Origin of the sequence: Billgrantia antri (assembly GCF_017868935.1) — a bacterium.
GTDB classification, from domain to species: domain Bacteria; phylum Pseudomonadota; class Gammaproteobacteria; order Pseudomonadales; family Halomonadaceae; genus Halomonas; species Halomonas antri.
The window spans coordinates 3,125,435-3,151,915 of record NZ_CP053383.1 but is presented as its reverse complement, the minus strand read 5'-3'; the positions used below and the strand labels follow the sequence as shown (position 1 = coordinate 3,151,915).

The window sequence follows — 26,481 nt, the reverse complement described above, 5'->3', positions numbered from 1 at the left end:
ACGGCGCCGGAAGACGTAAAACGCGGCGCAACGCTAGCCAACCCGGGAGGGGACATGCGAGTTGCAAGGACGTTCAGTACGTTGATTCTGCTATTGAGCCTGATCGGCTGTGCCGGACGGTCGGCGCCGGTGGCCGAGCAGGCCGCTTCCGGGCCGTTGCGTGACGAGCCCGAGACGGTCACGCCGGCTGAACCGTCGGCGCCGCTCGTGGCCACCACGCGTCACGATCGCTTCTGGGTGCCCCCACTCTTTGCCTCGGAAGAGGACGAGGTGCATTATTACATCAGCCGCCTGGCCGACAGGGGGTTCATCGATGTCTACGGCGGCGGGGAGCACCCGAGGGTCTGGTACATAGCGGCGGAGCGCCTGGGCCAGATCGGTGAGCCTGCGATCCCGCTGCTGGTGGCGCTGCTCGATACCCGTGACGAGTACGAGCTGATGCTGGCACTCTATGCGCTGCAGCTGGCCACCCAGGACCCGCGCTCGATGGCCCGAACCGGCGGCGATTACGTTCGCCTTACCACGACGCTCGATGCGAGCGCTAACGCGGAGAACCGCGAAATAGCACGGCAGTGGTGGGCACGTCATGGCCACTATTGGCAGTGAGGCCAGCCAGACAGGGATGGGGTGTCGTGTCGTCGTCAACCCGAGCGGGAGGATGCCGGGTGGCGCGTCGGCAGGCAGGCGGGCAGGGCATCGCGCAGCGAGCGCGGCAGGATGTCGAGGTCGGCGAAGGTACCCACGCCCGCGCCAACCGTATTGTCCTGGGACATCATGGTGACCTGATCCCGGGTCAGCGGTGGCCCGGGTAGCGGCGAAGCCAGCAGAGCGGCGAGCTGCCACAACACGAACGGGACAGGCAGCAGCAAGCGCTCGCGCTCCAGGTGGGCCATGATCAGCTCCAGGATTTCCCGGTAGCTCAGAATATCCAGGCCGCCCAATTCGAATAGCCGCCGCTCGGATGGGGCAGCGCCCATCAGCCTCACGATCGCTCTTGCCACATCCACCACGTGTACCGGTTGGAGATGCGTCTCGCCGCGCCCGAAGAGCGGGATGACGGGAAGCCGGGTCAAGTCTGCCAAGCGCTTCAGGAAGGCATCCCCGGGGCCGAACATCACGCTCGGTCGCAGGATGACTGCCTTGGGGTACGCATCGATAACGGCCGACTCGCCGCGCCCCCGTGCCCGGACGTAGCGCGAGCGCGACGAGGGGTCAGCCCCTATGCCGGAGAGCTGGACGAAGATTCGCACACCCTGTGCCCGCGCCACGCGGGCCAGACGTGCGGCCCCTTTCACATGCACCTGCTCGAAGCTCATCTGGCGACGCTCGACGTAGAGGCTCACGGCGTTGACCGCGCCGACCGCCCCTTCGAGGGCACGGCTCACGTCGCTCTCGCTGTGGATATCGATGCTCATCGGCTCCACAGGATCACCAGCTTCGGCCCAATCCGGCAGCACAGGACGGCGTGCCGCGATGCGAACGGCATGGCCCGCATCGAACAGCTCATGCACCACGTGACGACCCAGAAAGCCGGTTCCGCCGAATACGGTGATGAGGGCTTTCGCCATGTTGTCTCCTGGTTGCAAGGGGGAGGCGGGCGCGAGCGGCTGTCGCCGGGACTCAGTGCGTGGGCAAGGGAAGGGACCCGTTTTCCTTGACGGTGCGTATGGCGAAGCTGCTGTCCACCGTGTCGACCATCTCCAACTGGCGGAAGTGTCGCAGCCACCCTTCGAAGGCGTCCATGTCGGCGACGATAACCTGCAGCAGATAATCGAAGTGACCGGAGACGCTATGGCACTGGACCACCTCCGGCATGTCATTCATGCGCTCCTCGAATGCCTCCACCCGCTCCTGACGATGCCGGTCGAGGCGTACCTGCACGAAGGTCGTAACCGTCAGGCCGAGCCGGCTCTTGTCCAGTTCTGCCCGATAGCGCTTGATCAGCCCCGCCTGCTCGAGCCGGCGAATGCGGCGCGCGCAAGGCGAAGGCGAGAGGCTCACGAGCTCTGCCAGCTCGGCAGTGGTCAGACGGGCGTCCTGCTGGAGGGCTTCGAGCAGCATGCGGTCGATGCGGTCGAATTTGAGATTGCGCATGGGGTGCCTCGTCAATGTGGCGTTCAGGGGTTCCTTGGCCGGTACCGCTAACCATCAATGCAAGTCTGGCGAATCTGGCCCGTACTCGCCAGTTCACGAGCCTGTATGCGGCTGGTGCGAATCACTTCCTGCCGGGAGGTGGCGAGGCCATCGCGTCTCCAAGCGTTGAGGGAGGTTGAGGTCGTCCTCGTGCTATGTTGTTTACACTTCGAGGAATTCGCGCTTTGGGCTTGGTTGACGCTATCGGGGCAGGGAGGTGGCATGGCTGATCCGAGCAATATTCTGCATGCGTGGCGTGCCGTGGAGCGACGGTGGCAATCCTGTCCGCTCGTGCTGCGCCATGGCGGTCAGATCTTCGTGCTGGTGGCACTGCTGATGGCGGGTACCGCGCTTGTGCATGTCACCGGCGGTACCCAATACGCCTATCCCTACCTGATGCTGATACCCGTGCTGCTGGCGGGGACCTGGTATACCTGGGGCGGCTCCCTGCTCGTCGCGCTGACAGCCGGCCTGCTGATGGCGGCAATCCCGCTATCGGTGGAGACCGGCGAGCCTCAGGCGACCCTCAACTGGATGATTCGCCTAGGTCTGTACTTGGTTATCGGCGGCTTTGCCGGAGGGTTGTTCGAGCGCCTGAGGCAGAGCTATCACAATGCCGAATTGGCATCGCGCACCGATCCTCGCGCCGGGCTTCCCAACGATATTGCACTGGAAGCGGACCTGGCACGCTGGCTGAAGCGAACGCCGCGCCAGGATGGGCGTGGCATCGGAGTGGTTCTGGTGCGCGTCGATGACATCAGCGAAATCATGGAAGCGTTGGGGGCGGATGCTGCCGATGAGCTGATGGTGGCGATCAGCGGACGGATGGCCCAACTGGGGCCCAATCTCCAGGGCTGTTATCGTGTCAGCGGCGCCGAGCTGGTCCTGCTGTTTTGGCCGGTCGGGCTCAAGGAGCTGGGGCGGCTCGCGCATCAGGTGGTGGAGCTGGGCGAGGACAATCTGGTGGCGCTTGGCGTGCCCCTGCGTGCTCAGCTGGTGTTGGGCAGTTCGCTGCAGGGCGCCGAGAACGCTACCCCCGGCAGCTTGATCCGCGAGGCGAGAATCGCCATGTTGGCTGCCTCCGAGAAGCATCGTGCGCATTGCCATTACCAGCCCTCCTTCGCTCGCCGTAGCCTCCAGAACATCCGGCTCATCGCTCGAGTGCGGCGCGGCCTGGCGCAGGGCGAGTTCGAGCTTCACTACCAGCCCAAGCTGCATCTGGCGAGCGGGCGGGTCAGTGGCTTCGAGGGACTCATTCGCTGGCGTGACGAGCGTGGTGCTCTGATCGCCCCCGGCATGTTCATGCCGAAGGTCGAAAACACTACCCTGATCGCCCCGGTGACCCGGTTCGTCATGAAGGAGGCGTGCCGATTCGCTCGGCGCCATGGCGGCAAGGTCAGCATCAACTTCTCGGTGCGTAACCTGATGGACGATGACCTGCTGGAGGAACTCAACCGGCTCGTCGAGGAGACCGGAATCCATCCCTCGCAGCTCGAAGTGGAAGTGACCGAGAGTGCTCTGGTGCTCGATCTCTTTGCCGCCAAGCAGGCGCTGGAGCGTCTTCGCGGCTACGGCATTCAGATCAGTATCGATGACTTCGGCACCGGCTTCTCCTCTTTCGAGTATCTGCGCCACCTGCCCATCACAGGCCTCAAGATCGATCGTGCCTTCGTCGAAGGGCTCGAGAAGGATGAGCGGGCTCGTAAGCTGATGGCCTGCCTGATCGATGTGGGGCACGCACTCGATCTGGAAGTTACTGCCGAGGGCGTCGAGACCCAGGGCCAGCATCGCATTCTCGTGGAGCTGGGCTGCGATCAGGCCCAGGGGTTCCTCTACTCCAAGGCACTCCCAGTCGAAGAGCTCTTGGCCTGGCACCACGAGCGCGAGCAGCTCATGCGTCAAGCGGAGGCTCTCACTTCTCAGCGGGCCTCCTCCAGCGTGCCGCCGCGTTGAACGTGCTGCCGTTCTTTTTCTCTCCTGATGCTGCATCCGGGCGGATCCGATGAGACATTGGCCTGGCATGGAAATGAGAATGATTGGGTTTAATGGCGTGAACGGTGCCGAACGTGTCGCCATCTTGACGTTTGCACGCTTGCTGACGCTCTGAGGCCTTCACATCGGATCCATACAGGACTAAAATGGTCCCAAATGGAGCGCAGGGCCTTCGCCTCGTGTCCGTTCCAATCAGGAGTCAGGCATGCTGAAGCTTTCTCGGCTGACAGACTACGCCGCTGTGATCCTGGCGCAGATCGCCCGGCATCCCGAACAGCCCCATGCGGCGGCGGAGTTGGCCGAGACCGTGCAACTGCCGCATCCCACGGTCAGCAAGACCCTCAAGATGCTGGTCAAGGCGGGGCTGCTGGAGTCGCGTCGTGGCGCCCAGGGTGGCTACTCCCTGGCGCGCCCGGCATCACGGATCACCGCCATCGATATCATCACGGCTATCGAGGGGCCGGTGGCAATGACGGAGTGCAGCCACGCCGAAGGTGATTGCGATCTGCTGGCGACCTGTGGCGTCTCCGACAACTGGCAGCGCGTGTCGCTGGCGGTGCGTACCCTGCTCGACAGCGTGACCCTGGCGCACCTGGCCGACACCACGCCGATCAAGCTGCCGGTGCAGCTACCCATACAGAGTGTGAGCCTGGCCGCCGACACGGCCTGAGCCACCGAAACGGATACATGACCCGAGGCGAGTTCGCTCGCCGGCCCAACCGCCCGGGAGGGGAGAGACCATGGCAAGTGAGGAAATGGAACAGCTTGTCCGCCGCGAATACAAAGAAGGATTCGTGACGGACATCGAGAGCGATACGGTACCGCCGGGGCTCGACGAGAGTGTGATCGCCTTCATTTCCAACAAGAAGGGCGAGCCCGAGTGGATGCTCGAATGGCGCCTGAAGGCTTACCATCAATGGCTCAAGATGACGTCGCCTTCCTGGGCGCATCTTGACTATCCGCCCATCGACTACCAGGCGATCTCGTACTACAGCGCGCCCAAGCGTCCCGAGGATCGCCCCCAGAGCCTCGACGAGGTCGATCCCAAGCTGCTCGAGACCTACGAGAAGCTGGGCATTCCGCTGCACGAGCGGGCCGCCCTGGCCGGCGTTGCGGTGGACGCGGTTTTCGACTCCGTGTCGGTGACCACTACTTTCAAGGAGAAGCTGCACGAGGCGGGCGTGATCTTCTGCTCGATCTCCGAGGCGATCCGCGACTACCCGGAGTTGATCAAGCAGTACCTGGGTACGGTGGTGCCTGTAGCAGATAACTACTTCGCCGCGCTGAACTCGGCGGTGTTCACTGATGGCTCCTTCGTCTTCGTGCCCAAGGGCGTGACCTGTCCGATGGAGCTCTCGACCTATTTCCGTATCAACGCCGCCAACACCGGCCAGTTCGAGCGCACCCTGATCATCTGCGAGGAGGGTGCCCAGGTCTCCTACCTCGAGGGCTGCACCGCACCGATGCGTGACGAGAACCAGCTACACGCGGCGGTGGTCGAGCTGGTGGCGCTGGATGACGCCTACATCAAGTACTCCACAGTGCAGAACTGGTACCCCGGCGACGAGGACGGCAAGGGCGGCATCTACAACTTCGTGACCAAGCGCGGCGACTGCCGCGGCGACCGCTCGCGCATCAGCTGGACCCAGGTCGAGACCGGCTCCGCCATCACCTGGAAGTACCCCTCCTGCGTGCTGCGCGGGAAGGACAGCATCGGCGAGTTCTACTCGGTGGCGGTCACCAACGGCCGCCAGCAGGCCGATACCGGCACCAAGATGATCCACATCGGTGAGGGCACGCGCTCCTACATCGTCTCCAAGGGTATCTCCGCCGGCCGCAGCAACCAGTCCTATCGCGGGCTGGTCAAGATCGGGCCGCGGGCCAAGGGGGCGCGCAACTTCACCCAGTGCGACTCGCTGCTGATCGGCGACCAGTGCGGTGCTCACACCTTCCCGTACCAGGAGATCGGCAACAGCACGGCAACCATCGAGCATGAGGCGACTACCTCCAAGATCGGCGAGGATCAGCTGTTCTACTGCCAGAGCCGCGGTATCTCCGAGGAGGATGCGGTGAGCATGATCGTCAACGGCTTCTGCAAGGATGTGTTCCAGGAGCTGCCGATGGAGTTTGCCGTGGAGGCCGAGGCTCTCCTTAACGTCACCCTGGAAGGCGCTGTTGGGTGAGGAAACGGCTGCGCGACGCCTGGACGGCGTTGAGCGCGGATTCGAGAATGCTCATTTACAGCCGTAAACTCCGCTTCTCTCTTCCGCGCTCGCCTTGTCCAGACGCCGCTCGCTCGTTTCGCTGGGCTGGATGAATTATTTTCCGGGTCGCTCATGCGGCTCGCCAGAATCGAAAAGGTATTCAAGATGCTCGAAGTCAAGGATCTGCACGTCAAGGTGGAAGGCAAGGAAATTCTCAAGGGCCTTTCCCTGACTATCAACGCCGGGGAAGTGCACGCCATCATGGGCCCCAACGGGGCCGGCAAGTCGACGCTGTCGGCGGTGATCGCGGGCAAGGACGGCTACGAGGTGACCAAGGGCTCGATCACCTTCGAGGGCCGCGACGTGCTGGAAATGGAGGTCGAGGAGCGCGCCCAGGCGGGCCTGCTGCTGGGCTTCCAGTACCCGGTGGAGATCCCCGGGGTGAAGAACATCTACCTGCTCAAGGCGGCGCTCAACGCCCAGCGCGAGGCTCGCGGCGAGGGCGAGATTCCGGCGCCGGAGTTCATGAAGCTGGTCAAGGAAAAGCTGGCGCAGATGAAGATGGACGCCAGCTTCCTGCAGCGTGCCGTCAACGAGGGCTTCTCCGGCGGCGAGAAGAAGCGCAACGAGATCCTGCAGATGCTGGTACTTCAGCCCAAGCTCGCCATGCTCGACGAGATCGACTCCGGCCTCGATATCGACGCCATGCGCGTGGTGGCCGATGGCGTCAACTCGCTGCGCGACGAGAAGCGCGCCATTCTGCTGGTGACCCACTACCAGCGCCTGCTCGACTACATCGTGCCCGACCGGGTGCACGTGCTGGTCGATGGCCGCATTGCCAAGAGCGGCGACGCCGAGCTGGCCCGTGAGCTGGAATCCCGCGGCTACGACTGGGTCGTGGAGGAGTCCGCTGCATGAGCGATGTCGAACGGCAATCAAGCGAGGTGAAGGCCTTTCTCGACCGGCTTGCGGAGCGTAACGTAAACCGCGGGCAAGAGCCGACCTGGATCGCCGCGCGGCGCCAGGCCGGGGCGGCCCGCTTCGAGGCGCTCGGCTTTCCCACCCGCCGCGACGAGGCGTGGAAGTACACCGACGTGCGCGCGATCGCTCGCGGTGACTTCGTGCTGACCGACAGCGCCGAGTTTTCGCCGGCCTCGGCGGCGGCGTTGACACTGCCCATTGAAGCCTACCGCCTGACCTTCGTCGATGGCATCTTCTCGCCGGCGCTCTCCGACCTGGCCGAGCTTCCCCGCGGCGTGGCCGTGCTGCCGTTGTCCCAGGCTCTGGCTGAGAACCACGAGGCCGTGGGAGGCCCGCTGGGCCGGCTGACGGGGGTTGAGTTCTCGCCGTTCTCGGCGCTGAATACCGCCTTCGTGGAAGAAGGCGCGGTGGTGCGCCTGGCGCCGGGCAGCGTGGTGGAGAAGCCCATCGTGGTGCAGTTCCTCTCTCGCGCCAACGCCCAGCCGGTGATGAGCCATCCGCGCATTCTGGTCGAGGCCGGCTCCCGTAGCCAGGCCACGCTGATCGAGCATCATGTCGGCGAAAGCGAGGCGGCCAACTTCACCAACCTGGTGGCCGAGCTGATGCTCGACCGTGGGGCTATCCTGACCCACTACAAGCTGCAGGAGTCGCCGCTTGCCGACTTGCACGTGGCCAGCATCCACGTCGAGCAGAATCGCGACAGCCGCTACACCTCGTTCAACCTGAACCTGGGCGGTGGGCTGGTGCGCAACGACCTGATCAGCGAGCTCAACGGCGAAGGGGCGGAGGCCAACTTCTACGGGCTGTTCTACGGTCAGGGGCGGCAGCACATCGACAACCATACCCTGGCCAACCACAACGCCCCGCGTACCTTCTCCAACGAGAACTACAAGGGCATCCTCGACGACCGCGCCCGCGGCGTGTTCAACGGCAAGGTGGTAGTCAAGCGCGACAGCCAGAAGATCGAAGGCTTCCAGAGCAACGCCAACCTGCTGCTCTCCGACCGGGCCGAGATCGATGCCAAGCCGGAACTCGAGATCTACGCCGACGACGTCAAGTGCTCCCACGGCACCACCACAGGCCAGCTCGACGAGGAAGCGGTCTACGCCCTGCGTACCCGCGGTATCGACGAGCAAACGGCGCGTGGTCTGTTGACCCTGGCCTTCGCCGGTGAGGTGATGGAGCAGGTCGAGCTGGATGCCGTGGCCGAGCGGGTCGAGCTGGCGGTGGCCGGCAAGCTGCCGGAGCGTTTCAACCTGGCCGGGCTGGTGGAAGCCGCCATGGCCCTGCACGACGAGTAAACAAGGAGAGAGCGATGAATCACCTGGCCACAGAACGAGCGCTCAGCGCACCGGCCTACGACGTGGCCGGGATTCGCGCCCAGTTTCCGATACTCGAGCGGCAGGTGCATGGTCATCCGCTGATCTATTTCGACAATGCCGCCACCAGCCAGACGCCGCTGGCGGTGATTGACACTTTCCGCGACTACTTCAGCCGCTACAACGCCAATATCCACCGCGGCCTGCATACCCTGGCCGACGAGGCGACGGCAGCCTACGAAGCGACCCGCGAGACGGTACGCGGCTTTCTCAATGCGGTCGACCGGCGCGAGATCGTCTTCACCCGCGGCACCACCGAGGCGATCAATTTGGTGGCCAACAGCTGGGGCCGGGCCAACCTCATGGCCGGTGACGAGGTTCTGGTCTCGCTGCTCGAACACCACTCCAACATCGTGCCGTGGCAGCTGTTGGCCAGCCAGCTCGGTATCAGGGTCAAGGTGATTCCGGTGGACGCGCGCGGCGTGCTCGATCTCGATGCCTACCGCGCACTGTTCACCGAGCGCACCAAGCTCGTGGCCGTGAATCACGTCTCCAACGCCTTCGGTACCGTCAACCCGGTGGGCGAGATGGCGGCCATTGCTCACCAGCACGGCGCCCTGATCCTGGTCGACGGTGCCCAGGCGGTGCCGCACCAGACGGTGGACGTGCGCGAGATCGACGCCGATTTCTACGCCTTTTCGGGTCATAAGGTCTATGGCCCGACGGGGGCAGGCGCGCTCTACGCCAGGGCCGAGCTGCTCGAGGCGATGCCGCCGTGGCAGGGCGGCGGCGAGATGATCAGTAGCGTCTCCTTCGACGTGCCGACCACCTTTGCCGACGTTCCCCACAAGTTCGAGGCGGGCACGCCGGCCATCGCCGAGGTGATTGCGCTAGGCGTGGCGCTGGACTGGGTAAGCGGCGTGGGACTCGACGCCATCGGCGCCTGGGAGGCAGGGCTGCTGGAAAGGGCGACGGCGGCGGTATCGCGTATCGACGGGTTGCGTATCCTCGGCACTGCGCCGAACAAGGCCGGCGTACTCTCATTTGTCGTCGACGGCGCTCACTCGCAGGATATCGCCTTGCTGATCGATCAACTCGGCGTGGCCATTCGCACCGGCAACCACTGTGCGCAGCCCCTGCTGGCGCACTTCGGCGTGACGGCGACCTGTCGGGCCTCGTTTGCCGCCTACAACACGCTGGAGGAGGTCGACGCTTTTGCAGCGGCCTTGGAACGCGTCATTGGCATGGTGCGCTGATATGTCCAGTATCGAGCAGATTGCCAGCCTGCAGAAAGGACAGTCGTTGCCGCTGCAGCGTGACGTAGATGCCATCTCGATCCCCTTCGGCAAAACCGTAACGCTCGCCGAGGACAGTGTGGTCAGCGTAATGCAGGCCAAGGGAAGTTCGGTCAGCGTCGGTTACGAGGGGCGTCTCTACCTGATCGAGGGCAGCAACCTCGATGCCCTGGGGCTCGAGCCACTGCCGCGACCGACCCTGCCCGAGGATGCCACCGACGACGAGATCGAGCAGTTCGTCTGGGATCAGCTGCGTACCTGCTTCGACCCGGAGATCCCAGTCAATATCGTCGACCTGGGCCTGGTCTACGGCTGTCGCATCGAGCGGTTGATCAGCGGCGAGCGCATCGTCACCATCCGCATGACCTTGACCGCGCCCGGCTGCGGCATGGGGGACGTGATTGCCGCCGACGCCCGCAACAAGATCCTCGGTGCTCCCCAAATCAGCCGCGTGCACACCGAAATCGTCTTCGATCCGCCCTGGAGCCGTGAGATGATGAGCGACGAGGCGAAGCTGGAACTCGGCATGTTCTAGCCGCTGGGCTCCAGCCGCTCGTCTGGCGGTGGCGGGGCTTCGTGTTTCCTTGTCCGGTGACGGTGAATGCAGGCGCTGCTGTGGAAAACCTTCAAGCTTCTTCTGATGTCGCTCGGCGCACTGCTGCTGCTGGCGCTGCTGCTGTTAGTCGGCGCCAACCTCTGGGTGCTGGCGCAGACCCACGACCGTATCGAACACGAATTGCCGCTGTGCGGCCCCGAGCAGGTGGGGATCGTCTTCGGCACTTCGCACTGGACCCGCAGTGGCGTGCGCAATCCCCATTTCGATGCGCGCATCAATGCCGCCTCTCGCCTGATGAGGTTGAACCGGGTCGAGCATCTGCTGCTCTCCGGCGATAACCGCACCCGCCAGTACAACGAGCCCATCACCATGTGGCGTGACCTGCGTGCCCAGTACGTGCGCGACGAGGACATGACCCTCGATTATGCCGGCTTCAGCACCTTCGATACCCTGGTGCGGGCGCGGGACGTGTTCGGTGTCGATCGGGTGCTGCTGGTCACGCAGTCTTGGCATCTGCCGCGTGCGCTGTTCATTGCCGATGCGATCGGCCTCGAGGCGTACGGTTGCAGCGCGCCGTCGCGCCCGGTGGCTGGCGTGTGGCGACTGCAGGCGCGGGAGTGGCTGGCACGGGCGGCCACCGTGGGAGACCTCTATCTCTGGGAACGAGAGCCCTACTTCCTGGGGCCGCTCGAACCGCTTGAGATCGCTCCGCCGGTCTGGCGTCAATTGCTCGACAGGGAGTCGCAGTGGGAGGAAGCGCCGGCGACACCCTGAGTGCTCGACCGCGACTCAGCGGCGACGCGACTTTTGCTGCCGGTAGAGTTCGCGAATCAGGGCGCGGCAGTCTTTCCAGCACTGCTCGACGATCGGCTCGAGCGGATTAGGCAGCGGGTGGGTGTAGAGCGTGGCGAGCGCCTGCATCAGGACGCGCTCCTGCTCCAGCAGCTCACCGATGACCACCTGGCTCTCGTTGCCGACGAAGCTCTTCAGGCGACTCCAGAGCCACATGTAATCGTCACGCTCGACGTCGGCATCGCGCGGAAGCAGCTTGAGGTGCTGCCTGGCCAGCTCTTGCAGCTTGTGCATTGTCTGGGCGCGGGCTTCATAGTGAGGCTTGAGCGTTTCGCGCAGGGAAGGGCGCAGGCGCTCGAGGTTGTCCTGAAAATAATCGATGCTGTCAGCCAGCGCTTCCAGAACGCTGTCCATCGCCACTTGGCGATTGTCGAGAAACATGAGCGGTCACCTCCTCCGGTGACGCAGATTGTGGCGGGGGAAACACTGTTTTGCTACCCCCGCGAGTAAAATAAGTACTCTTTCTACAAATTCCTGCGCTTTTCTCAAATTACCCCTTGGGCTTAGGCGGCGCCTTGCGCGAGGCGGTGGCATTCTTTTCGATGTGCTCGATGATCAGGCCGGCGATATCCTTGCCGGTCGCGGTCTCGATACCCTGAAGCCCCGGTGAGGAGTTGACCTCCATGATCACCGGACCATGGTTGGAGCGCAGCAGGTCGACACCGGCCACCCTGAGGCCCATGGCCTTGGCAGCGCGGATGGCCGTGGAGCGCTCTTCCGGGGTGATACGGATCAGGCTGGCCGTGCCGCCGCGGTGGAGGTTGGAGCGAAATTCGCCCTCCGCTGCCTGCCGCTTCATCGAGGCGACCACCTTGTCACCGATCACGAAGCAGCGGATATCGGCACCGCGGGCCTCCTTGATGTACTCCTGCACCATGATGTTGGCCTTCATGCCCATAAAGGCCTGAATGACCGATTCGGCCGCCTGGTTGGTTTCGGCCAGCACCACGCCGATGCCCTGGGTGCCCTCCAGCAGCTTGATCACCAGCGGCGCGCCCTTGACCATGGTGATGAGATCGGGGATGTCGTCCGGTGAATGGGCGAAGCCTGTGATCGGCAGGCCCAGCCCCTTGCGCGACAGCAGCTGCAGCGAGCGCAGCTTGTCACGCGAGCGGGTGATGGCGACCGAGTCGTTGAGCACGTAGGTACCCATCATTTCGAACTGGCGCAGCACGGCGCAGCCGTAGAAGGTCACCGAGGCGCCGATGCGAGGCACTACCGCATCGAAGCGCTCGATCTCCTCGCCTTTATAGTGAATCGAGGGATGGTGCGCGGCGATGCTCATGTAGCAGCGCAGGGTATCGATCACCCGTACCTTGTGGCCACGCTGTTCGGCGGCCTCGACCAGGCGTCGCGTGGAGTAGAGATTGCGATTGCGGGACAGCAGCGCGATATGCATCGTGGGCTCCGGGACGGTAGGGCCGGTGGTCAGGGTTCGCCATGCAGGAAGGTGACGCCGGGCGCCACCAGAAGGCGTCGCAGTGCACGGCGGCCGAGCAGCATGGGGTAGCGCATGTCACTGCGATCGGCCAGGGTCAGTTCCACCATTACTTCCAGCTCTCCCAACTGCATCGGGGTGCGAATCACGTAGCGCCACTCCTTCTGGCCGTTGGAGCTGGTTACGCGCCGGCGATCGTGCAGGTGGGTGCGGTAGACGTGGGGGGGCGACTCCAACCCTCCGCTACGGGTGGTGAAGCTGACCCAGAGATGGCCCTCCTGTTCGAAGATCTCGATATCCTCGGCATGTAGTGCCGAGGTGTAGGCCCCAGTGTCGATCTTGGCGCAGACGGTCATGCCGATGGTAGGCAGGGTGACCATCTCGAGGCGGCCAATCACGGCCTTGGGAATATAGGGCAGTTCCTTCATGACATGGTTTCCGGCTTTCCTTCTTCGTTGGCCCTGGCTCATGGAACCGGGCGCGTTGCGCTGGCTCATTGCCCCAGGCTTGCCAGGCGACGACCGATGGCGGAGTCCTGCCGTGCCTCACGCAGGCTCATCAGCACGGGCAGGCGCAGCCGCGGTATCAGCGCCAGGTCGCGGGCCAGACTGGCAAAATCCGCCTTCGGCTGGGCGGCCAGGCGCTCCAGGAAGCGAGGCAGGCGCTCGCCGTCCTCCAGATGCTCCCAACCACGTGCGGCAATCGCCGCCAGCAGGTCGGGGCCGCAGGCTGCCGGGTCGGACAGCAATTCATCGAACCATGCCCCGGCGATCGTTTCGTCGGCACCGCCCACGGCCCGCACGCAGGCACACAAGGTTTCCAGTCGGCCCGCGGCGGCGGCCTGTTCGCCCCGGCCACGCAGCGCCAAGCCTAGCGAATCGGGCACGCCGACATGCTCTAGACAGTAGCACAGTGAATGCAGCACTTCGTCGGGCAGGGTAGGAAGTGTCGAGGCCAGTTGGCGAGCGGCCTCGCTATCTAAACGTACGGCGAAGTCGGCCAGCCCCTGCAGTCCCAGGAACTGCCAGTCCACCTGCTGCTGGCCGCTGAGATAGGCCTCCACCGGCTCCAGGTGGGAGCTGGCGGGCTTGCCGGTGTCGTGAGTGGCACGAGCATGCAGCATGGCCTGGAAGGGCAGCGATGGCGTGAAGGCCAGAGGGTTGTCGTGCATCAGGTTGTCGATGTCGCCGCTCTCCGGGTCTTGGCGGCCTGCTCGTTCGACGTTATATCCCAATGTCACGAGCAGCCGCTGCAGGAAGGCATCGCGAGGAGCGGGGACCAGTTGACCCTGTTCGTCCAGCGGCAAGGCCAGAAACCAGATCAGCGGGTCGGTGAGGTCACCGAGGCGAAAGACGATGCCCAGGCGAGCCTGACCCTGCCAGGGAAGCGGCCAGGGGCTGGCAGCGACTTCCAGGCTTGCCAGGGTGCCTAGCGGGCACGGTTCGACCCGCCGGCCCATGTGGTAAAGGCGGACGTCGGCACCGGTGCGCTCGAAGAATTCATGAAGGGTGTGGATGGGCTGCATAGGGGCTCCCTTTTGAGCGTGCACTCTACCGTGACCGCCGGGGAGTTGTCAGCCACTTGTCCTGCGTGGCAGCGCTCGCGATTGGTCAAGAATTGAGCATGCCTGGCAAAGCCACGGCTTGTCTGCTACCGGGCCGGGTTTCCAAAGCTTATCCACAGCCTCTTGCAGTGAATCTGTGCATGATCCCAGGCTGCCCGGCTACGCTATGGCAGTCATGCATCATTTCAATGAAGCGCCAAGCGTCAAGCTCTCCTTGTTTTGGTAGAATCGAATAAAAGCAAGGTTTTCTATTGCAGTTTGGCATTAAGGGAGGTGGACCATGTCGCCACGTATCATTACTGCAGCGGTTCTTTCCAGTGCTCTTGCTTTCGTCAACATTGCCCAGGCCGAAGACGATGTGCTCAGGGTGGGAATGTCCGGAAGCTACTTTCCTTTTACGTTTGTCGAGCAGGATACGCTCAAGGGCTTCGAGGTGGATGTCATGCGCGCCCTGGGAGAGGAGATGGGCGTCGAGATCGAATTCGAGACTGCCAATTTCTCGGGGTTGTTCGGCATGCTCGAGTCGGGACGCATCGACACCATCGCCAACCAGATCACGATTACCGAAGAGCGCGAGGCGAAGTACCTCTTCACCGAACCATACGTCTATGACGGCGCACAGGTCGTCGTCAGGGAAGGCAACGAGGAGATCGAAGGCGTGGAAGACCTGAAGGGCAAGCGGGTTGCCGTCAACCTCGGCTCGAACTACGAGCAGCTGCTGCGCGAACTGCCCTACGCCGACGACATCGATATCCGCACCTATGACAGCAACATTGAGCAGGATACCGCCCTGGGACGCGTCGACGCCTTCGTCATGGATCGCGTCAGCGCCAGCCAGTTGATCAAGGAGAAACCCCTGCCGCTGCAGCTTGCCGGCGAGCCGTTCTCGAGCATTCGCAACGCGCTGCCTTTCCGCGACACCGAAGCGGACCGGGCGCTGCGGGATCGAGTCGACGAGGCGCTTGCCACCTTGCGCGATGACGGGACCCTGGCATCCATCTCGGAGCGCTGGTTCGGTACCGACATCACGCGCCCGTGATCCGCTGAGTGCCTGCCATGCGCGTACTCGATCTCGACTACATGCTGGGGCTGATCCCCATCCTGCTGCGCTATCTGCCGTTGACGCTGCAGATGGCAGCGGCAGGCATGGCGTTCGCCCTGGTGCTATCCTGCGGTCTGGCGGTGATCCGCGTGCTGAAGATTCCGGGGCTGAACGCAGCGACGATGCTGTTCATCTCTTTCTTTCGCGGCACGCCACTGCTGGTGCAGCTGTTCCTGTTCTACTATGGCTTGCCGCAGCTGCTGGCTTTCCTGACCCACATCAACGGCATTACCGCCACCATCATGGGGCTGACGCTGCACTTCTCGGCCTACATGGCCGAGTCGATACGCGCCGCCATCGTCGGGGTCGATCGCAGCCAGACCGAAGCCGCCCTGTCGATAGGCATGACCAATGGGCAACTGATGCGTCGTATCGTGCTGCCCCAGGCCACTCGCGTGGCCGTTCCCACGCTGATGAACTACTTCATCGACATGATCAAGGCGACTTCCCTGGCGTTCACCCTGGGCGTCACGGAATTGATGGGGGCGACGCAGAAAGAGGCGGCCGGCAGCTTTCTCTACTTCGAGGCCTTCATCACCGTGGCAGTGATGTACTGGATCATCGTCGAGCTGCTGGCCTGGTTTCAGAGGTGGCTGGAAACACGACTCAACAGGGCATATCGCAGATGATCAAGATCAGCCATCTCGTCAAGCGATTCGGCAACGCAACCGTGCTCGACGGTATCGATCTCGACATCGAACAGGGCGAGATCATCGTAGTGATCGGCCCCTCGGGAACCGGCAAGTCCACCCTATTGCGCTGTCTCAACTTTCTCGAGCGGCCAGATGCCGGTCGCCTGATCATCGGCGACCTGGACGTCGACGTTACCCGGGCCAGCCGTGCCGAGGTACTGGCCGCGCGACGGCGCACGGCGTTCGTCTTCCAGAACTATGCCTTGTTCGCCAACAAGACCGCGCTCGAGAACATTGCCGAAGGATTGATCGTGGTCAACCGCTGGCCGAAAGCCAAGGCGCATGCTCGCGCCCGGGAGATCCTCCAGCGCATCGGTCTGGCCGACAAGGCGGACGCCTATCCGGCGTCGTTATCCGGCGGTCAGCAGCAGCGGGTCGGCATCGGTCGCGCCATGGCCGCACAGGCCGAGGTGATCCTGTTCGACGAGCCGACCTCATCGCTCGATCCCGAGTGGGTCGAAGAGGTGCTCGCGCTGATGAAGCAGCTGGCCCGGGAGCGCCAGACCATGCTGGTGGTAACGCACGAGATGGGTTTCGCCCGGGACGTGGCGGATCGCGTGGTGTTCATGGATGGGGGGCGCATCGTCGAGCAAGGTCCACCTGCGCAGCTGTTCAACGCTCCTCGTGATCCGCGTACGCGCGACTTCCTGCGCAAGATTCTGGCCGGCCAGCCCGCGTGACCGTCGGCGGATGGGACGATGAGCGAAGTGTGCGATAATGCATGGTATGTCCAACAGGAGATGTCATGACCGTACATGAAGAGCTCGACGTCGCCCTGCGCCGGCTCGAGGCCACCATGAAGGCCACCAACATGTGGCGCATGAGCGTGCCGGAGCCAGCGGCCTACGAGAGCCAGCAGCCGTTCTGCATCGATACCATGGCCTTGCCCCAGTGGTTGCGCTTCGTGTTCATAGCTCGTCTCGATGCGCTGATCGAGGCCGAAGCACCGATGCCGGAGAAGTGCGATGTAGCGCCCGTGGTCGACACCTACCTGGCCCAGCAGGGCGCGCGAGCCACGGATCGACTGCTGCTTTGCAAGGCGGTGGAAGAGATAGATCGCCTGATCACGGATAACTGATCCGGCCAGGCCAGAGAAGACGAAAGCCAGATGCCGTTCTATTTCGCTTACGGTAGCAACATGAATGTCGCCAGGGTCGAGGCGCGCATCGGTGCGACACGTCGCGCCATGGCGGGCGTATTGCACGACCATGTGCTGCGCTTCGACAAGGCGTCACGGGTGGCCGGCATCGCCCATGCCAACGTGGTGCCGACAGCGGGCGAGAGGGTGGAGGGCGCGCTGTTCGAACTGCTCGAGCCTGCCCAGATCGAGCGGATGGATCCCTTCGAGGGTTATCCGCACGAGTACCAGCGCCACCGCTTGCCCATCGTTACCGCTGAGGGAGCGATCGAGGCGTGGGTCTACATCGCCGCCCCCGGCACTACCGCCCAGGCGCTCAAGCCGGCGCGAGAGTACCTGGATCATCTGCTGGCCGGAGAGCCGTTTCTCAGTTCCGACTACCATCGTCGCCTGGCTCGGGTCGAATCAATCAGCGGTCTCGAAGAGCGTCAGCTTTCGCTGCTCGGTCTGTCTCGGCACTCACCGCGCTGAGGCGCTCCTGCGCTATGCTCTGGGTGGCCGGAAACATACGAGGCCCACTCTTCGGTGTGCCTCGCAGCGTCAGTCATCGCTCAGAATCGGTAGCTGATGCCAGCCATGAAGACCCAAGGGTCGATATTGACCGTGCCGAGGTCGGCACCATCAAGACTGGCGTCGGTATCGATATCGACGTACCAGGCGGCAGCGTTGACCCCCCAGCTATCATCGAGACGCACGTCGATGCCGAGCTGGCCAGCCAGGCCCCAGGAACTGTCCAGCTCAAGGTCGCCCAGTTCGGTCGATTCATCGAAGAAGTGGGTATAGTTGAGTCCGATACCGGCGTAGGGCTGGATCTGGTTGTCGGTGCCGCCCAGCGGGTAGTACTGCAGGGTCAGAGTAGGGGGAAGGTGCTTGGTTGAAGCGGCCTCGACGCCATTGAGCTGGATGTCGTGCTTGAACGGCAGTGCCGCCAGCAGCTCGACGCCGAGCTTGTCATGGAACAGGTAAGCCAGGGTAAAGCCCAGGTTGGTGTCACTATCGACCTCAACGTCGATGGCATCATTGGCCAGGCTGCCGTTGTCGCTCTTGGGATCGACATGGGCGACGCCCACGCGGGTAATGAAATCGCCCTGGTTATAGGCGAGCGCCTGGCTGCTTGCGAGAAGGGCAGTGGCTGTCAGGCCTGCGCCTAAGAGAGTAGGGAGTGAAGGCTTATGCATGGGTCGACTCCTGTCGTTTGCAGAGGGGCAGCCTGAGCTGCTTACGAAACGAAGCCAGTCTACTCAGTGCCTGGCGGCAGGTTATTGACCCACGACAATAGTTGTTTCTGAAACTAAAGAGGTATTTTGGATGTTGCTTATGCGGCAAAAGCGGACAGTCAGGGGTGGCAAACGAAGAACGCCGGGCAAGTCGCCCGGCGTTTGCGCACTGACGCGTTGCCAGCTTCGCAAGGCTCAGAAGCGGTAGGTCACGCCGCCGCCCACTGTTACGGGGTCGACTTTGACTTCAGTCTCGCTGCCACCCGCTGAGATGTCAGAGTGCACTTCGGCATAATTGGCGAAGCCATTCAGCATCAGATTATCCGTGATGGCGAGATCGATCCCGACTTGGCCGGCAGCGCCATAGCTATTGTCAGCGTTGATGCCATCCGGCTCGCCGGAGAAGCGGGTGTAGTTCACCCCGGCACCCACGTACGGCTGCACTTTGGAATCCAGCCCGCCCAGCGGGTAGTAGTTCACCAGCAGATTGACTGGCATGCGGTCGATGGTGCCGGCACCGGCGCCATCAAGCGCGAGATCGTGCTCGATCTTTTCGGAGCTGTTCAGTTCGATGCCGATCTTGTCATGGAACAGGTAGCCGGCACCGAAAGTGAAACCGTTGGAATCATCAATGGAAAGGTCCTGCCCGGCGACTTGGCCATTATCGGAACTCGGCTCGGACTTGGCGAAACCGCCACGCACGAAGACATCGCCGGCGCCATAGGCCAGGACCGCCTGGCTGGCGAACAGGGAGCCGGCAGCAAGGGCAACCACGGGAATCAGACGAATCGGTTTCATAAAGCGTTTCCTCCAGGTTTTCAGCTGGCCGGAGGTTCCGGCGAGATTGGACACTGAGGAGTATAAGAACGGTGTTTCTAAAAGTCCTGTTTAATTTTGTTATCGGCCATATAGCGCTGATTGATTGATGCAATCCCAGGGTTGCCTAATTTCGCCGTCTTGAATATGACAAACAATGTGCAGAGAGGTGTATAACTATTGCTGTGGCGCAACATGGCGCAGGGGGAGACGAAGGGCTAAGTCTTGTGTAAGCGCATTAAAGGAGAAGGCAAGATGCGAACAGAGGTTCAGGGTCGTCCGATGTGGCTTCCGCTGGCCGCCATGCTGGTAGCTGCTGCATTGGCGCTATGGTTGCTGATGCGTCCCGAGCTGCTCAGCGGGCTGCCGATGTTCCTGCGCATGCCTGCCATCGGGCTGGGGGTTTGGGCACTGGGCGCAGCCTTCATGCAGCCGCTGGGGCTCGAGTTCCGCCGCCACTGGCTGAGGTGTGCGACTGCTCCACCGGTGAGCCTGGTGGCGCTGGCGACCTTTGCTCTGTTGGTGGTGATACGCGCGTTCTGGTTGGCCTGAACGACAACGAGAAAGCCGCCCGCAGGCGGCTTTCTTGGTGCATTTTAGTGCCGAGCGGTTACGCTTCTTCGAAGGTATCGAAGTCGGCGGTTACGCGCAGGTCCGGCTCCTCGGTGGCCAGGCTCGCCACCACGATGGCGATATAGGCGAGGATGACGCCAGGCACGATCTCGTAGAGGTCGAAGATGCCGCCGGACAGCTCGGCCCAGACCACCACGGTGACGCCGCCGACCACGATGCCGGCCAGCGCCCCCCACTTGTTCATGCGGCGCCAGTAGAGTGACATGATCAGCGCCGGGCCGAAGGCCGCACCGAAGCCGGCCCAGGCGTAGGCTACCAGGTCGAGCACGGTGGCATCGGGGTTGAGCGCCAGCAGGTAGGCGATGACGGCAATGGCGACCACGGCCAGTCGCCCGATCCACACCAGCTCGGTCTGACTGGCATCCTTACGGAAGATTGCCTTGTAGAAGTCATCGGTCAGTGCCGAGGAGGAGACCAGCAGCTGCGAATCGGCGGTGGACATGATCGCGGCCAAGATGGCAGCAAGCAGGATGCCGGCGATCACCGGGTGGAAAATCAGGTTGACCATGATCATGAACACGGTCTCGCCGTCGGCCAGGTCACGCTGCACGAAGCCCACCCCGAGCAGGCCTACGGCGACCGAACTGACCAGGCCGATGGCAGTCCAGGTCACCGCGATGCGGCGGGCGGCGGGGATATCCCGATCGCTGCGAATGGCGGCGAAGCGTGCCAGGATGTGCGGTTGGCCGAAGTAACCCAAGCCCCAGGCCAGCGAGCTGACGATGCCCATGAAGGTTAGCGCTTCGCCGGTGGAGGCGTCGCGGAACCAAGCGAGCATGGACTCGCTCTCCGCGGCGAGTGCGGCGCCGGCGCCGCTGGTGCCGCCCAGGTCGCTGAAGGCGATGATCGGTACGATGGCCAGTGCCGCCGCCATCATCAGACCCTGGATCAGGTCGGTCCAGGAGACCGCCAGGAAGCCACCGATGAAGGTGTAGGAGATGATGGTCAGAGTGCCGATCGTGACGGCTACGGTATAGTCGAGACCGAAAACCGTCTCGAACAGTCGACCGCCAGCGACCAGGCCGGAGCTGGTGTAGAAGAGGAAGAACATCAGAATGAACACCGCCGAGATGACTCGCAGCAGCTGTGAGTTGTCGCGGAAGCGGTTGGCAAAGTATTCGGGCAGGGTCAGGGCGTCGCTGACCTTGAAGCTGTACAGGCGCAGACGGCGCGCCACGATCAGCCAGTTGAGCCAGGTGCCGACCAGCAGGCCGATGGCGATCCAACTCGCCGAAATGCCACTGACATAGGCAGCGCCGGGCAGGCCGAGCAGCAGCCAGCCCGACATGTCCGAAGCGCCGGCGGAGATCGCCGAAGTCCAGGGGCCGAGCGAGCGGCCGCCGAGGATGTAGTCGGAGAGATTGGTGGTGCGCTTGTAGGCAATGATACCGATGCCCAGCATCACTAGGAGGTACACCGCGAAGGTGAAGCCGATAGCCATGTTGTTTTCAACCATTTGGGGATTCCTTCAATGTTCTTGTGTTGCCAGACGAGCCTTGTCACTCGTCTCCCAGCGCAAGCAGTGACGCATTGCCGCCCAGTGCGGCGGTATTGACGGTCACGGTCTTTTCCGTGGCGAAACGCAGCAGGTAGTGCGGCCCGCCTGCCTTGGGTCCGGTGCCGGAAAGTCCCTGGCCGCCGAACGGCTGAACGCCTACGACGGCGCCGATGATATTCCGGTTTATGTACACGTTTCCAACGCGAATCTTCTGTGCAACGAGCTGTGCGAACGATTCATTACGGCTATGAACGCCGAATGTCAGCCCGTAACCCTTGGCGTTGATCGACTCCAGCACCTGCTCGATCTCGCTGGCCTTGTACCGCACCACGTGCAGCACCGGGCCGAACTGTTCCCGCTCGAGGGCGTCGATGGAATCGATGCTGAAGGCGACCGGCGGCACGAAGGTGCCATGGGCGGTATGTGCCGAATCCAGGCGGGTTTCGGCCAGCAGGCGTCCCTCGCTCTTGAGCTTCTCGATGTGGGCCAGCAGGTTCTTGCGCGCATCCTCGTCGATCACTGGGCCCACGTCGGTACCCAGGTCGCGAGGGTCGCCCACGTGGAGCTCGTCCATGGCGCCGCGCAGGATCTCGATGACACGGTCGGCCACGTCGTCCTGCAGGTAGAGCACGCGTAGCGCGCTGCAGCGCTGGCCGGCGCTCTGGTAGGCAGACTGGATCACGTCGGCGACGACCTGCTCCGGCAGGGCGGTGGAATCGACGATCAGCGCGTTCATGCCGCCGGTCTCGGCGACCAGGGCGGGCAGCGGGGCGTTTTCGCGGGCGGCCAGGGCGCGGTTGATGATCTGGGCGGTATCGGTACCGCCGGTGAAGGCAACGCCGGTGATGCGCGGGTCCGAGGTGAGCACGCTGCCCACGGTGGGGCCGTCGCCCGGCAGCAGCTGTACCACGTCACGTGGCATGCCGGCTTCATGGAGCAGTTCGACCACGCGATGCGCGACGATGGATGTCTGCTCGGCGGGCTTGGCCAGCACGCTGTTGCCGGACACGGCTGCTGCCACCATCTGGCCGCAGAAGATCGCCACGGGGAAGTTCCATGGGCTGATAGCGGCGAACACGCCCTTGCCGCTCAGCATCAGGCGGTTCGACTCGCCGGTGGGGCCGGGCAGCTCGAACGGCTCGCCGAATTGCTCCTCGGCACGCATGGCGTAGTAACGGCAGAAGTCCACGGCTTCACGAATCTCGTCGACGCCATCGGTGAGCAGCTTGCCGCCTTCGCGGGAACACAGCGTCATCAACTCGGCCAGATTCTCTTCCATCAGGTCGCCCAGGCGGCGAATGATGGCGGCGCGCTCGGCGACCGGCGTGGCTTCCCAGCGCGGGAATGCGGCCCAGGCGGCATCTACCGCGCGGGCGGCCTGGTCGCGGCTGGTCCACTGCACGCTGCCGACCCGTTGGCGGCGATCGTAGGGGCTGAACACCTCATGCACGTTGGCCGGGTCGGGTTCCACATCGAAGGCCAAGAGGGGTTGTACGTCGTAGCTGCGCTCCATGAAGCCCGACATGGCCTTCATCAGCGGTTCATAATGGCTGCGCACGTTGAGGTTGACTCCCCTTGAGTTGCGCCGTTTTTCGCCGTAGATATCCTTGGGCATCGGTATCCGCGGGTTGGAGAAGGTGCGGTATTGGCCCAGCGTCTCCACCGGATGCACGCACAGCGTTTCCACCGGCACCTTGGGATCGACCAACTGGTGCACGAACGAGGAATTGGCACCGTTCTCCAGCAACCGGCGCACCAGATAGGGCAGCAGGTCCTTGTGTGCGCCCACCGGTGCATAGATGCGGCAGTAGGTGCCCTTGGGCGCACGCTTGAGGGCCGCATCGTAGAGTGCCTCGCCCATGCCATGCAGACGCTGAAACTCGAAGGGGCGGGTGGCCTCGTCGGCCATCTCCAGAATGGTGCTGATGGTATGAGCGTTATGGGTGGCGAACTGCGGGAAGATGCGGCCTCGAGTCTGGTCGGACAGCAGGAAGCGGGCGCAGACCAGATAGGCCACGTCGGTGCACGCCTTACGGGTATAGACCGGGTAGCCCTCGACGCCGAGTTGCTGAGACTCCTTGATTTCGCTGTCCCAGTACGCTCCCTTGACCAGGCGCACGGGAATCTCGTCACCCTGGCGATCGGCCAGACGGTTTAGGTAGTGCAGCACCGGCAGGGCGCGTTTGGAGTAGGCCTGGACTACCAGCCCGAAGTGGCCCCATCCTTTGCAGGCATCGCTTTCATAGACGGCGCGGAACACCTCCAGCGACAGCTCCAGGCGATCCACCTCCTCGGCGTCGATGGTTAGCGCCACGTTGCGCTCGCGCGCCATGACCACCAGTTCGCGCACGCTGCCCGCCAGTTCGCGCAGGACCTGCTCGCGACGGCCGAACTCGTAGCGTGGGTGCAGCGCCGAGAGCTTGATCGACACGGAAGGCGCCGGGGTACGTGCGGTGAGCTTGGTGCTGGTCAGGCCGACCCGCTGGATGGCATTGGCATAGTCGTCGAAGTAGCGCTTGGCGTCGGCCCGCGTGCGTGCCGCTTCGCCCAGCATGTCGTAGGAGTAGGTGTAGCCCTTGTCGAACAGCGGGCGGGAGCGCTTCAAGGCCTCGTCGATGTCACGGCCAAGCACGAACTGCTTGCCCATGATCTTCATCGCCTCGTACATGGCGCGACGGATCACCGGCTCACCCATGCGATTGACCATGCGGTTGATGAAGCCCGAGGGCTTGCCGTCGCGCGGCTTGTCGAGGGTGACCACGTGACCGGTCATCAGCAGCCCCCAGGTGGAGGCGTTGACCAGCCAGGAGTCGCTCTGCCCGACATGGGCCTTCCAGTCGGCGGGGCCGAGCTTGTCCTCGATCAGGGCGTCGGCCGTGGCCGTATCCGGAATGCGCAGCATGGCTTCGGCCAGGCACATCAGCATCAGCCCTTCATGGGTGTCGAGGCTGTACTGCTGCAGCAGCTGGTCGATCGTGTCGACCGCAGTGTCCATCTCGCGCACCTCGCGGACCAGTTCGGCGGTCTTGCCCGCAATGCGTCGGAAATCCTCGGTATCGGCGCTGAGTACGTTGACCAGCTCCTTGACGAAGGTTTCTTCATCCACCACGTAATGTGCGCTGATACGCGAGAACAGGCTATCGAGATCCTGCTGCCAGGTGGCAGCATTCAGCATGGTTTCGGCATTGAGCATAGGAGTCCCCCGGGTATCCACCCGTTCCAGAACGGCTAAACGCCATGTGCGTGGCGTTCTGCCCGAACATGGGTGTGTCTTCCTTGACTGTAGGGCCGGTTGAGCGATGCTGCTTGTCAAAAACCGGGAAGGATTTATGAATTTCGCGGCAGATTGCCGCAGAGCCATTGAAATTTAGACTTAAGTCGTATGTCGTAGACGGTTTGTGGCTTCGGGGGCGGAGCGCTCCAGAACGGCGCGCCGGAGTTGGCTCGGCGGACAGCCGAACGTGCTGCGAAATGCATGCGTCAAGGCGCTCTGGTGGGCAAAGCCGGTATTCACGGCGATCTGCGACAGCGGCATCCGGCTCTCCTCGAGCAACCGACGTGCCGCCTCCAGGCGCCGTCGACGCACGTACTGCCACGGAGAGAGCCCGGTCTGCTCGCGGAAGCGGCTGCGAAAGTGGGCCTCGCTAAGGCATGCCTGGGCGGCCAGGTCGGCCACGGCGATGGGGCAGGCCAGGTGTCGGTCGATATAGCGGTCGAGCTTGGCCAGATCCAGGCGGCGCACGCCGGGAGGGGAAGCCGTTCCGCCGAGCCTGGCATGCAGGCAACCGAGGAAGGTGGCGGCCAGGCGGTCGTTCTGTGCGGCGCTCAGGCCCTGCTCGCCATTGTTCTGCTCGAGCAGCAGGAATTCGAGATAGTGCTTGAGCGGAGTATCCAAGGCGAAGAAGCGCGGCGCATCGAAGAGACGCGAAAGTTCATGGTGATAGCCGGTGAGCGAGGGCGCATCGGCAGGCAGGTCGAGAATCAACTGGCGGTTTTCGCCCTGACCGACATAGTAGTGCACATGATTGGCGGGCACGATGCATCCGGAGAAGGCGGAAATCGCACCGCCAAGGCCTTCGATCTCGAATTCGGCCCGACCCTGCAGGCCGATGACGATCTGATGAAAGTCATGCGCGTGATGCTGGGTGGCGGTATCGAGCGGAATCTGGCGTATGACGCTGGACATGGGGCCTCCCGCCTATGGCTATCATTTGGGAGCTTACCATATTCGAAGCACCATCAACGCTTCGGTTGATGGAGTTGACGTTCTCTCAGGCGCTTGTGGGACGCCAGGTGATGACGCAGTGCGGCCAGTTCCTCGCGTCCGGTCTTGTCGAGCAGGGGCTTGCCTTGGGCGACCTGCCAGGGGCGGCCATGCTCCTGCATCAGGCGCTGGGCCCGGCGCCTCACGCCGTCGAGGTAATCGTCGTGGCGGATCGGATAGTTGATCACGATGTTCCACTCGTTCTCGCCAACCTGACTCGCCAATGCCTTGTCGAACAACTCGAGCAACTGCTCTGGTTCGGTGCGATAGCGTGGGGTACGCGAGAACAGCAGAATCAGCACCATGCCGCCGATGACGAACAGGCAAACGGCGAAGATGAGCAGGAAGAGTGCCATGAAAGCCACGCTGGGAAAGGCGAGCCGGCTGGCGCAACGGCGGCTGCGGGATCTGGAGCGGGTGAAGGGAATCGAACCCTCGTCTTAAGCTTGGGAAGCTTCTGCTCTACCATTGAGCTACACCCGCGCGCGGATTCGATAGTAAAACCAAGGGCTTGGGCTTGGCAAGTCGCGCCGGGAAAATCCTTTTCTTCGCCCGCTAAGTGATTGTTTTCCCCCCGAAGACAAAAAAATTAACGAACAGTGGCGAACTTTTGTACTTGGTGCTGTCATAACTGGTACAGGCAACAGCGCGATGGCAGTCGCTAACACTGTTGCTCTGGCTCGCAGTTTCGATCTTGCCGCCCATGATCCCCTCATGGGCGGTTTTTTCTGTGTGCGAATACCGCGAGCTACGACGACGAGCGAGCTCCATCGGTGGGCTCGCTCGT

The 26,481-nt window shown here is 63.2% G+C and carries 27 protein-coding genes and 1 tRNA gene; 15 read left to right on the top strand and 13 right to left on the bottom strand.

Going from position 1 to position 26,481, the window contains the following annotated elements:
• Positions 1-54 precede the first annotated feature (54 nt).
• Complete coding sequence (locus HNO53_RS14645) at positions 55-606, top strand: hypothetical protein (RefSeq protein ID WP_209473290.1); 552 nt, start codon at positions 55-57, stop codon at positions 604-606.
• A gap of 35 nt (positions 607-641) precedes the next feature.
• On the opposite strand, the gene HNO53_RS14640 is transcribed toward HNO53_RS14645, so the two are convergent.
• Both HNO53_RS14640 and HNO53_RS14635 read right to left on the bottom strand, forming a co-directional pair.
• Complete coding sequence (locus tag HNO53_RS14640; protein WP_209473288.1) at positions 642-1,568, bottom strand: complex I NDUFA9 subunit family protein; 927 nt, start codon at positions 1,566-1,568, stop codon at positions 642-644.
• Between the two features lie 52 nt (positions 1,569-1,620).
• A complete protein-coding gene (locus tag HNO53_RS14635; RefSeq protein WP_209473286.1) occupies positions 1,621-2,094 on the bottom strand; it encodes an Lrp/AsnC family transcriptional regulator in 474 nt (157 codons plus the stop codon).
• Positions 2,095-2,355: 261 nt separating this feature from the next.
• Between HNO53_RS14635 and HNO53_RS14630 the strand changes: the two genes are divergently transcribed.
• The 8 genes from HNO53_RS14630 (at position 2,356) to HNO53_RS14595 (ending at position 11,254) form a co-directional block, all read left to right on the top strand.
• A complete protein-coding gene (locus HNO53_RS14630) occupies positions 2,356-4,086 on the top strand; it encodes a putative bifunctional diguanylate cyclase/phosphodiesterase (protein WP_209473284.1) in 1,731 nt (576 codons plus the stop codon).
• Positions 4,087-4,330: 244 nt separating this feature from the next.
• Complete coding sequence (locus HNO53_RS14625) at positions 4,331-4,795, top strand: SUF system Fe-S cluster assembly regulator (protein WP_209473282.1); 465 nt, start codon at positions 4,331-4,333, stop codon at positions 4,793-4,795.
• A gap of 70 nt (positions 4,796-4,865) precedes the next feature.
• Positions 4,866-6,308 (top strand): Fe-S cluster assembly protein SufB, encoded by a 1,443-nt coding sequence (gene sufB, locus HNO53_RS14620; RefSeq protein ID WP_209473280.1) that lies wholly within the window; start codon positions 4,866-4,868, stop codon positions 6,306-6,308.
• Between the two features lie 186 nt (positions 6,309-6,494).
• A complete protein-coding gene (gene sufC / locus HNO53_RS14615; RefSeq protein ID WP_209473277.1) occupies positions 6,495-7,247 on the top strand; it encodes a Fe-S cluster assembly ATPase SufC in 753 nt (250 codons plus the stop codon).
• Positions 7,244-8,611 carry a Fe-S cluster assembly protein SufD gene (gene sufD / locus HNO53_RS14610; protein ID WP_209473275.1) on the top strand — a complete coding sequence of 456 codons (1,368 nt, stop codon included), beginning with the start codon at positions 7,244-7,246 and terminating at the stop codon, positions 8,609-8,611. Before sufC ends, sufD begins: the two co-directional genes overlap by 4 nt.
• 14 nt (positions 8,612-8,625) lie before the next feature.
• Complete coding sequence (locus tag HNO53_RS14605) at positions 8,626-9,885, top strand: aminotransferase class V-fold PLP-dependent enzyme (protein WP_209473273.1); 1,260 nt, start codon at positions 8,626-8,628, stop codon at positions 9,883-9,885.
• A gap of 1 nt (position 9,886) precedes the next feature.
• Positions 9,887-10,459, top strand: a complete 573-nt coding sequence (sufT, locus tag HNO53_RS14600) for a putative Fe-S cluster assembly protein SufT (protein WP_209473271.1) — start codon at positions 9,887-9,889, stop codon at positions 10,457-10,459.
• Between the two features lie 66 nt (positions 10,460-10,525).
• Positions 10,526-11,254 carry a SanA/YdcF family protein gene (locus HNO53_RS14595; RefSeq protein ID WP_209473269.1) on the top strand — a complete coding sequence of 243 codons (729 nt, stop codon included), beginning with the start codon at positions 10,526-10,528 and terminating at the stop codon, positions 11,252-11,254.
• Positions 11,255-11,269: 15 nt separating this feature from the next.
• Here HNO53_RS14595 and HNO53_RS14590 read toward each other — a convergent pair whose 3' ends face one another.
• From HNO53_RS14590 to HNO53_RS14575, 4 genes are all read right to left on the bottom strand, one after another.
• Positions 11,270-11,713, bottom strand: a complete 444-nt coding sequence (locus tag HNO53_RS14590; protein ID WP_209473267.1) for a hypothetical protein — start codon at positions 11,711-11,713, stop codon at positions 11,270-11,272.
• A gap of 109 nt (positions 11,714-11,822) precedes the next feature.
• Entirely contained in the window at positions 11,823-12,731 is a 909-nt protein-coding gene (gene rimK, locus HNO53_RS14585; RefSeq protein WP_209473265.1) for a 30S ribosomal protein S6--L-glutamate ligase, read from the bottom strand.
• 29 nt (positions 12,732-12,760) lie between these two features.
• Positions 12,761-13,198, bottom strand: a complete 438-nt coding sequence (locus tag HNO53_RS14580) for an ATP-dependent zinc protease family protein (protein ID WP_209473263.1) — start codon at positions 13,196-13,198, stop codon at positions 12,761-12,763.
• A gap of 65 nt (positions 13,199-13,263) precedes the next feature.
• The gene (locus tag HNO53_RS14575) at positions 13,264-14,295 is read right to left on the bottom strand and encodes a DUF3549 family protein (RefSeq protein ID WP_209473261.1); all 1,032 of its coding nucleotides are present in this window, start codon (positions 14,293-14,295) and stop codon (positions 13,264-13,266) included.
• A gap of 319 nt (positions 14,296-14,614) precedes the next feature.
• Here HNO53_RS14575 and HNO53_RS14570 point away from each other — a divergent pair, with 319 nt between their 5' ends.
• From HNO53_RS14570 to HNO53_RS14550, 5 genes are all read left to right on the top strand, one after another.
• On the top strand, positions 14,615-15,373 hold the full coding sequence (locus tag HNO53_RS14570; RefSeq protein WP_209473259.1) for an amino acid ABC transporter substrate-binding protein: 759 nt from the start codon (positions 14,615-14,617) through the stop codon (positions 15,371-15,373).
• Between the two features lie 17 nt (positions 15,374-15,390).
• Entirely contained in the window at positions 15,391-16,065 is a 675-nt protein-coding gene (locus HNO53_RS14565; protein ID WP_209473257.1) for an amino acid ABC transporter permease, read from the top strand.
• Entirely contained in the window at positions 16,062-16,808 is a 747-nt protein-coding gene (locus HNO53_RS14560) for an amino acid ABC transporter ATP-binding protein (RefSeq protein ID WP_209473255.1), read from the top strand. Before HNO53_RS14565 ends, HNO53_RS14560 begins: the two co-directional genes overlap by 4 nt.
• A 65-nt stretch (positions 16,809-16,873) precedes the next feature.
• Entirely contained in the window at positions 16,874-17,206 is a 333-nt protein-coding gene (locus HNO53_RS14555) for a YqcC family protein (protein WP_209473253.1), read from the top strand.
• Positions 17,207-17,236: 30 nt separating this feature from the next.
• Complete coding sequence (locus HNO53_RS14550; RefSeq protein WP_209473251.1) at positions 17,237-17,737, top strand: gamma-glutamylcyclotransferase family protein; 501 nt, start codon at positions 17,237-17,239, stop codon at positions 17,735-17,737.
• A gap of 80 nt (positions 17,738-17,817) precedes the next feature.
• Here the strand turns inward: HNO53_RS14550 and HNO53_RS14545 are convergent, their stop codons facing one another.
• A complete protein-coding gene (locus HNO53_RS14545; RefSeq protein ID WP_209473249.1) occupies positions 17,818-18,444 on the bottom strand; it encodes an OmpW/AlkL family protein in 627 nt (208 codons plus the stop codon).
• A gap of 234 nt (positions 18,445-18,678) precedes the next feature.
• The gene (locus HNO53_RS14540) at positions 18,679-19,281 is read right to left on the bottom strand and encodes an OmpW/AlkL family protein (RefSeq protein ID WP_209473247.1); all 603 of its coding nucleotides are present in this window, start codon (positions 19,279-19,281) and stop codon (positions 18,679-18,681) included.
• A gap of 273 nt (positions 19,282-19,554) precedes the next feature.
• On the opposite strand from HNO53_RS14540, the gene HNO53_RS14535 reads away from it, so the two are divergent.
• Positions 19,555-19,851, top strand: coding sequence for a hypothetical protein (locus tag HNO53_RS14535; RefSeq protein ID WP_209473245.1), 297 nt, complete (start codon positions 19,555-19,557; stop codon positions 19,849-19,851).
• Between the two features lie 58 nt (positions 19,852-19,909).
• On the opposite strand, the gene putP is transcribed toward HNO53_RS14535, so the two are convergent.
• The 5 genes from putP to HNO53_RS14510 form a co-directional block, all read right to left on the bottom strand.
• Positions 19,910-21,388 (bottom strand): sodium/proline symporter PutP, encoded by a 1,479-nt coding sequence (putP, locus tag HNO53_RS14530; RefSeq protein ID WP_209473243.1) that lies wholly within the window; start codon positions 21,386-21,388, stop codon positions 19,910-19,912.
• A gap of 43 nt (positions 21,389-21,431) precedes the next feature.
• On the bottom strand, positions 21,432-24,623 hold the full coding sequence (gene putA / locus HNO53_RS14525) for a bifunctional proline dehydrogenase/L-glutamate gamma-semialdehyde dehydrogenase PutA (RefSeq protein WP_209473241.1): 3,192 nt from the start codon (positions 24,621-24,623) through the stop codon (positions 21,432-21,434).
• A gap of 180 nt (positions 24,624-24,803) precedes the next feature.
• Entirely contained in the window at positions 24,804-25,616 is an 813-nt protein-coding gene (locus HNO53_RS14520) for a helix-turn-helix domain-containing protein (RefSeq protein WP_209473239.1), read from the bottom strand.
• Positions 25,617-25,669: 53 nt separating this feature from the next.
• Positions 25,670-26,050, bottom strand: coding sequence for a hypothetical protein (locus HNO53_RS14515; protein ID WP_209473237.1), 381 nt, complete (start codon positions 26,048-26,050; stop codon positions 25,670-25,672).
• A gap of 53 nt (positions 26,051-26,103) precedes the next feature.
• Positions 26,104-26,177 (bottom strand) — tRNA-Gly (locus HNO53_RS14510).
• Positions 26,178-26,481: the final 304 nt, after the last annotated feature.

Bases quoted from the DNA above. Each gene is read 5' to 3' on its own strand.
- HNO53_RS14645 (WP_209473290.1), top strand. From the start codon at position 55: ATGCGAGTTGCAAGGACGTTCAGTACGTTGATTCTGCTATTGAGCCTG.
- HNO53_RS14640 (WP_209473288.1), bottom strand. From the start codon at position 1,568: ATGGCGAAAGCCCTCATCACCGTATTCGGCGGAACCGGCTTTCTGGGT.
- HNO53_RS14635 (WP_209473286.1), bottom strand. From the start codon at position 2,094: ATGCGCAATCTCAAATTCGACCGCATCGACCGCATGCTGCTCGAAGCC.
- HNO53_RS14630 (WP_209473284.1), top strand. From the start codon at position 2,356: ATGGCTGATCCGAGCAATATTCTGCATGCGTGGCGTGCCGTGGAGCGA.
- HNO53_RS14625 (WP_209473282.1), top strand. From the start codon at position 4,331: ATGCTGAAGCTTTCTCGGCTGACAGACTACGCCGCTGTGATCCTGGCG.
- sufB (WP_209473280.1), top strand. From the start codon at position 4,866: ATGGCAAGTGAGGAAATGGAACAGCTTGTCCGCCGCGAATACAAAGAA.
- sufC (WP_209473277.1), top strand. From the start codon at position 6,495: ATGCTCGAAGTCAAGGATCTGCACGTCAAGGTGGAAGGCAAGGAAATT.
- sufD (WP_209473275.1), top strand. From the start codon at position 7,244: ATGAGCGATGTCGAACGGCAATCAAGCGAGGTGAAGGCCTTTCTCGAC.
- HNO53_RS14605 (WP_209473273.1), top strand. From the start codon at position 8,626: ATGAATCACCTGGCCACAGAACGAGCGCTCAGCGCACCGGCCTACGAC.
- sufT (WP_209473271.1), top strand. From the start codon at position 9,887: ATGTCCAGTATCGAGCAGATTGCCAGCCTGCAGAAAGGACAGTCGTTG.
- HNO53_RS14595 (WP_209473269.1), top strand. From the start codon at position 10,526: ATGCAGGCGCTGCTGTGGAAAACCTTCAAGCTTCTTCTGATGTCGCTC.
- HNO53_RS14590 (WP_209473267.1), bottom strand. From the start codon at position 11,713: ATGTTTCTCGACAATCGCCAAGTGGCGATGGACAGCGTTCTGGAAGCG.
- rimK (WP_209473265.1), bottom strand. From the start codon at position 12,731: ATGCATATCGCGCTGCTGTCCCGCAATCGCAATCTCTACTCCACGCGA.
- HNO53_RS14580 (WP_209473263.1), bottom strand. From the start codon at position 13,198: ATGAAGGAACTGCCCTATATTCCCAAGGCCGTGATTGGCCGCCTCGAG.
- HNO53_RS14575 (WP_209473261.1), bottom strand. From the start codon at position 14,295: ATGCAGCCCATCCACACCCTTCATGAATTCTTCGAGCGCACCGGTGCC.
- HNO53_RS14570 (WP_209473259.1), top strand. From the start codon at position 14,615: ATGTCGCCACGTATCATTACTGCAGCGGTTCTTTCCAGTGCTCTTGCT.
- HNO53_RS14565 (WP_209473257.1), top strand. From the start codon at position 15,391: ATGCGCGTACTCGATCTCGACTACATGCTGGGGCTGATCCCCATCCTG.
- HNO53_RS14560 (WP_209473255.1), top strand. From the start codon at position 16,062: ATGATCAAGATCAGCCATCTCGTCAAGCGATTCGGCAACGCAACCGTG.
- HNO53_RS14555 (WP_209473253.1), top strand. From the start codon at position 16,874: ATGACCGTACATGAAGAGCTCGACGTCGCCCTGCGCCGGCTCGAGGCC.
- HNO53_RS14550 (WP_209473251.1), top strand. From the start codon at position 17,237: ATGCCGTTCTATTTCGCTTACGGTAGCAACATGAATGTCGCCAGGGTC.
- HNO53_RS14545 (WP_209473249.1), bottom strand. From the start codon at position 18,444: ATGCATAAGCCTTCACTCCCTACTCTCTTAGGCGCAGGCCTGACAGCC.
- HNO53_RS14540 (WP_209473247.1), bottom strand. From the start codon at position 19,281: ATGAAACCGATTCGTCTGATTCCCGTGGTTGCCCTTGCTGCCGGCTCC.
- HNO53_RS14535 (WP_209473245.1), top strand. From the start codon at position 19,555: ATGCGAACAGAGGTTCAGGGTCGTCCGATGTGGCTTCCGCTGGCCGCC.
- putP (WP_209473243.1), bottom strand. From the start codon at position 21,388: ATGGTTGAAAACAACATGGCTATCGGCTTCACCTTCGCGGTGTACCTC.
- putA (WP_209473241.1), bottom strand. From the start codon at position 24,623: ATGCTCAATGCCGAAACCATGCTGAATGCTGCCACCTGGCAGCAGGAT.
- HNO53_RS14520 (WP_209473239.1), bottom strand. From the start codon at position 25,616: ATGTCCAGCGTCATACGCCAGATTCCGCTCGATACCGCCACCCAGCAT.
- HNO53_RS14515 (WP_209473237.1), bottom strand. From the start codon at position 26,050: ATGGCACTCTTCCTGCTCATCTTCGCCGTTTGCCTGTTCGTCATCGGC.